The organism is Sphingomonas sanguinis, assembly GCF_001476905.1.
Taxonomy (GTDB): domain Bacteria; phylum Pseudomonadota; class Alphaproteobacteria; order Sphingomonadales; family Sphingomonadaceae; genus Sphingomonas; species Sphingomonas sanguinis_B.
Map to the genome: position 1 here is coordinate 1 of NZ_LDTE01000120.1, position 5,138 is coordinate 5,138.

Annotated in this window: 6 protein-coding genes and 1 tRNA gene; 5 read left to right on the plus strand and 2 right to left on the minus strand. The window is 66.9% G+C overall.

Annotated elements, in window-relative coordinates; all coding sequences use genetic code 11:
* On the plus strand, positions 1 to 394 hold a 394-nt coding region (locus tag SB4_RS16350; RefSeq protein WP_153006290.1), incomplete at its 5' end, for an OmpA family protein.
* A 294-nt stretch (positions 395 to 688) separates the two neighbouring features.
* Complete coding sequence (locus tag SB4_RS16355; protein ID WP_058753430.1) at positions 689 to 1,216, plus strand: hypothetical protein; 528 nt, start codon at positions 689 to 691, stop codon at positions 1,214 to 1,216.
* A gap of 12 nt (positions 1,217 to 1,228) precedes the next feature.
* Here the strand turns inward: SB4_RS16355 and ygfZ are convergent, their stop codons facing one another.
* Positions 1,229 to 1,993 (minus strand): CAF17-like 4Fe-4S cluster assembly/insertion protein YgfZ, encoded by a 765-nt coding sequence (gene ygfZ / locus SB4_RS16360; RefSeq protein WP_058753431.1) that lies wholly within the window; start codon positions 1,991 to 1,993, stop codon positions 1,229 to 1,231.
* A 47-nt stretch (positions 1,994 to 2,040) separates the two neighbouring features.
* Here ygfZ and SB4_RS16365 point away from each other — a divergent pair, with 47 nt between their 5' ends.
* On the plus strand, positions 2,041 to 3,360 hold the full coding sequence (locus SB4_RS16365; protein ID WP_058753432.1) for a dihydroorotase: 1,320 nt from the start codon (positions 2,041 to 2,043) through the stop codon (positions 3,358 to 3,360).
* Positions 3,357 to 3,758 (plus strand): hypothetical protein, encoded by a 402-nt coding sequence (locus SB4_RS16370; protein ID WP_058753433.1) that lies wholly within the window; start codon positions 3,357 to 3,359, stop codon positions 3,756 to 3,758. The genes SB4_RS16365 and SB4_RS16370 overlap by 4 nt, the downstream gene beginning before the upstream one ends.
* Before the next feature lie 29 nt (positions 3,759 to 3,787).
* On the opposite strand, the gene SB4_RS16375 is transcribed toward SB4_RS16370, so the two are convergent.
* Positions 3,788 to 4,552, minus strand: coding sequence for a DUF1134 domain-containing protein (locus tag SB4_RS16375; RefSeq protein ID WP_058753434.1), 765 nt, complete (start codon positions 4,550 to 4,552; stop codon positions 3,788 to 3,790).
* A 166-nt stretch (positions 4,553 to 4,718) separates the two neighbouring features.
* On the opposite strand from SB4_RS16375, the gene SB4_RS16380 reads away from it, so the two are divergent.
* A tRNA-Ser gene (locus tag SB4_RS16380) sits at positions 4,719 to 4,808 on the plus strand.
* The last annotated feature ends 330 nt before the right edge of the window (positions 4,809 to 5,138 follow it).

Below are 5,138 nucleotides of genomic sequence, written 5' to 3' on the forward strand. Positions count from 1 at the left end.
CCCGCCTCCCCCGCCGCCGGCTCCCGAGGCCGTGCCGTGCTCGCCGGGTCCGTTCATCGTGTTCTTCGAGTGGAACAAGTCGGACATCACCCCGGAAGCGGCGTCGATCCTCGACAATGCGATCACCCAGTACCAGAGCTGCGGCAATGCCCGCGTGATGGTTGCAGGCTTCACCGATACGTCGGGTACGCCGAAGTACAACATGGGTCTGTCGCAGCGTCGCGCCGATGCGGTGAAGGCATACATGACGTCGCGTTCGATCCCCGATGGCTCGATTGCGACCGAAGCGTTCGGCGAAGACCGCGACCACCTGCGCGTTCAGACTGCGGACGGCGTCCGCGAGGTCCAGAACCGTCGCGTGGAAATCACCTACGGTCCGGGCGCTGGCCAGTAAGCCACGCTCAGCCAAGGCTGATTGCGAAAAGAGGGAGGTCGGCGAAAGCCGGCCTCCTTTTTTTATGTCCACGTTCGATCCGGGGCCTCGTCCAGGACTTTCCCGGTGCCGTGCTGACTCAGTCCTGCTGGACCAAGTTTTGGTGAAAGGCACAGCCAAGCGGTCGATCGTCCGCGCCGGTCCTGCCTGCCATTCCCGATCGGTCAGGCCGTTTTTGACGTCCTGGTCTCCGGGATTCACACTTTTTTCGGCACTGTCCAATATGGACAAGTCCTTCACCACGAAGGAACGCCGATGCCACGGGCCGCGCCGGGTTATAAGAATCGCGAAGCGCGCCGGCAGGTCCTGATCCCCTGTCGCATGAAGTCGGTCCGCGGCTGGGGCGATGCGTGCATCCACAATATCTCGTCGCGCGGCATGATGCTGGCCTGCGACGACCCGCTGGAGCCGGGCGAATATGTCGATATCCGGCGCGGGCGCCAGGTGGTGATCGGCCGTGTGATCTGGCGGCGCGACCGCTTCTCGGGCATTCGGACTCAGGATGTGATCAGCGCGGATGTGCTGGTCAACGAACCCCGGCTGGAGGGCCGCCCCGCCCAGCGCGAGGTCGATGGTGACCGGCGCGATCCCCGTCAGAGGCTCGTCAGCGAGATCGACGCAGCCCGGCGCATGGAGCGTAGCCGTTCCATCTCCAGCGCGCTGCAATTCGGGGCGATCGGCCTGTTCGGCCTCGCCGCGGCGGCCACCATCGCGGTGCAGGTCGGTCATATGCTGACCGACCCCACGCAACGGATCAATCAGGCCCTGTCCTCCGCCCGATAGACGTCGGCCGGATCAGCCGCGCTCCTCTTCAGCCAGCGCCGCGACCAGCCATGCGGGCCGCACCGCATCGCCCAGCGCCTCGACGCGGCGATGCTCCACCATAAGTCCCAGCGCAGGATAGGTCGCCCGCGTCCGATCGCCCGGCTCGCCCAAGGGGGCGACGACCAGTCGCCGGTTGACCTTCGAGCGATGGTGCATCCGCGCCGTATTTTCCTGGCCGACATAACAGCCCTTGGTGAAGCTGACCCCGTTCAGTTCGCGCGCATTGCATTCCAGCCACAAGGTCTCACCCGCGCCGAGTTCGCCGCCCCCCTCGGTCACGCCCAGCGCCAGCCGATGCGCGATCCAGCCGGTCGCCGCCTCACCCGCCGGGGCCAGCCAGCGTCGGCCCAGTTCGGCCAGGCGCGGATCGTGCGGCTTGCCGTCCGTATCCGCGCTCGCCCCAGCGCTCCAATGCACCGCCAGCCCCTCGACCGGCTCGATCGTGATCGCGCGGCGCAGCCGGTACATGGCCAGCCGCCGCGCCAGCGCCTCGGCCTGGGACGCTTCCGCATCGATCAGCACCGCCTCGCCCTCGGCCCAGAGGATGAAGTCGAACAGCGCCTTGCCCTGCGGCGTCAGCAGCCCGGCCCAGCGCGGCGCGTGCCGAGTCAGCCCGACGACGTCCTGCGTCACCAGCCCTTGCAGGAAGCCGCGTACATCGTCGCCCGCCACGCGGATCAGGCGGCGGTCGGTCAGGGTGGTTCCGGGGCGCGTCGTCGGGGTGGTATCGCTCATGCGGGCAAGGTAGGAGGGCGGGACCCTCTGCGAAAGGCCCGTTTGTCATGACCTTCGATCTGCTTCTCTCCGGCGGCACCGTCCACACCCCCGGCGGCCCGGTCCGCGCCGATGTCGGTGTGCGTGGCGGTCGGATCGTGGCGATCGGGGCGAAGGGCGATGCGGGTCGTGTGATCGACTGTACCGGGCTCGACATCCTGCCCGGCGTCATCGACACCCAGGTGCATTTCCGCGAGCCCGGCCTGATGCACAAGGAGGACCTGGCGTCTGGCAGCCGTGCGGCGGTGATGGGCGGCGTCACCGCCGTGTTCGAAATGCCCAATACCAAGCCGAACACCGATTCGGCCGAGGCGATCACCGACAAGCTGACCCGCGCGAAGACGATGTTCTGCGATCACGCCTTTTACGTGGGCGCGACCAATCACAATGCCCGCGACCTGGCCGAGCTGGAGCGGATGCCGGGCACGGCGGGGGTGAAGATCTTCATGGGCGCCTCGACCGGCGACCTGCTGGTGTCGGAGGATGCGCGACTGGCCGAAGTGCTCGCCTCGGGCCATCGCCGCGTCGCCATCCATGCCGAGGACGAGGACAGGATGAACGCCCGCGCCGACGAGCGGATCGAGGGCGATCCGGCCTCGCACCCGGTCTGGCGCGACGACGAGAGCGCGCTACTTGCCACCCGCCGCATCCTGCGCCTGGCGCGCGAGGCGAAGCGCCGCATCCACATCCTGCACGTCACCACGCCCGCCGAGCTGGAATATATCGCCCAGCACAAGGACATTGCGACTTGCGAAGTCACGCCGCAGCATCTGACGCTGGCCGGCGAGGAGGCCTATCCGCGCCTCGGCACGCTGGCGCAGATGAACCCGCCGATCCGTTCGGGCGCGCATCGCGACGGGCTGTGGCACTGGCTGAACCAGGGCGTGCCCGACGTCATCGGCTCGGACCATGCGCCGCACACGCTGGAGGAAAAGGCCAAGCCCTATCCGGGCAGCCCCAGTGGGATGCCGGGCGTGCAGACGCTGCTGCCGCTGCTGCTCGACCATGCGGCGAACGGCCGCCTGTCGCTCCAGCGGGTCATCGAGCTGACCAGCGCGGGGGCGCAGCGCATCTTCGGCATCGTCGGCAAAGGGCGGATCGCGGCCGGTTACGACGCCGACTTCACTATCGTCGACCTCAAGAAGCGCTGGACGATCGAGGACCAGTGGCTCCAGTCCAAGTGTGGCTGGTCGCCCTTCACGGGCATGGAGCTGACCGGCAAGCCGATCGGCACGATCATCCGGGGCGAGGTCGCGATGTGGGAAGACCAGATCGCCGCCGCGCCGACCGGCCAGCCGCTGCGTTTCGAGGCGGTCGATTTCGGATGAGGGCAGTCCGGTGGGTGCGCGACATCCGGGTCCATTGCCCCGTCGCGCCCCAGACGCTGGCGGCGATGATAGCGGGCGATCCCGGCGCGGTCGAGCGGGACGCCACCGCCGCCGTGCTGCTGGGGATCTTGCGCACCCCGCCGCTCGGCGATTTCGGACGTTATCGGGACGTGGTGGAACTGGCGCTCGGCTATGAAGGCTTCCGTCCCGGCGACGGCGCGGTGCCGACGCTGGGCACGGTCGGCGAGCCGAGCTGGTCGCCGACCGTCATCCTGACCGCGATCTATGGCGCGGACGCGGATGTGGATTCGCTGGCGGAACAGTTGCTGGCGGCGCATCCCTGGGACGTGCCGGTCATCGCGGTCAGCGAGCCCTATCGGTTATTGGTGCGGGGATAAGGGGGAAAGTCCCTATCCCCAGGCCCCTATCAGAAGGGCAGCCACCGCGCCTTGTGGGTGAAGTTCATATAGCCGACATTGACGCCCGCGCGCCAACCGACCCCCAGCCGCACCGGGATCAGCACGACATTGCCGCGCCGCAAATAGGTCGCCGCGAACCCGCCGACGAAATAGAGCCGCCCCTCGGCCGCCGGGAAGCGGTGGAACAGCTCCTCGGTGTCATACAGGTTGTAGACCAGCACGAAGACTTTGTTGGCATCGCCGCCGATATCGAAGCCGAGCGACGGCCCGGTCCAATAGACCGGCATCTGCCCCTCGACCTTATGGGTCATCACGCCCGAGCCGTAACGCAGCCCGACGACGAACGCGCCCGAAGCCTCGCGCCCCGCGATATAGGCGTTGGGGCGGCCCTGTTCCTTCAGGATGCGCTCGATGATGCCCGCCAGCCCTTCGGCGCCCTTGCCGAACACGCCTTCGCCCGCCGCCAGCAGGTCGTCACGCTCGAACGTGTCGGCCGCCTGCGTGGTCTGCGTCGCACGGGTTTCCGGGACGGTCGAGGGGGGCATCACCGGCGTTTGCTGGGCCGGCGGCGTCGAGGGGATGGTGTCGTCCTGCGCCGGGCTGTTGCGCTGGTCCTGTGGCGTGGTGGTTGCGGGCGGGCGCGACGGCTGCGTGCCCAGGTCGCTGTCGATGCCCTGATTGGGATCGATCGTGCGGACCTGCGCGCCCGCGGGCACAGCGGCGATCAGCGCAAGACCACCCAGCAGCGACAGGGTGTGACAGACGATACGCATGACTTTTCAACTCCCCCGGCGGACCGATGACCGACGTTAACCAGCCCGCGCCTTGCAGTGCAATGAATGACGGGACAGGCCCTAGTCGATTTTCCGCATAAAATCCCCTCAAACCCCGGTTGATTGCCTCCCCCGGCCCCGCTATAGCCGCACCTCGCCGCAAGCCGGAGACGTGGGTGAGTGGCTGAAACCAACGCTTTGCTAAAGCGTCGTACGGGAAACCGTACCGAGGGTTCGAATCCCTCCGTCTCCGCCACCGCGATCACTCTAAGCGGTGGATTTCAGCCAATTTTTGGCTGCTGTGCATGTCCATTCCCTCAAATGTTCCCACACGTTGATGCGGCTGGTGTTGCCTGATGGCGAACGTGAGCGAATGGAAGGCTTTCTCAGCCTCACCGATTCCCAGGAAACGTGTAATGCGGCTTGCTCGCAAACTCGTACAAAACGTAGTTACGGCGTCCTAATTCCCGTGCTGCCACTACGGACATTAGCCCGGGCGCCTCTACGCGGTTAAGGCTCATCAAGACCCCTTTTTTCAGGGGAAGAGTGTTTGGCGCGGTTCACAGGCTAGGGTCCAAACCCAATC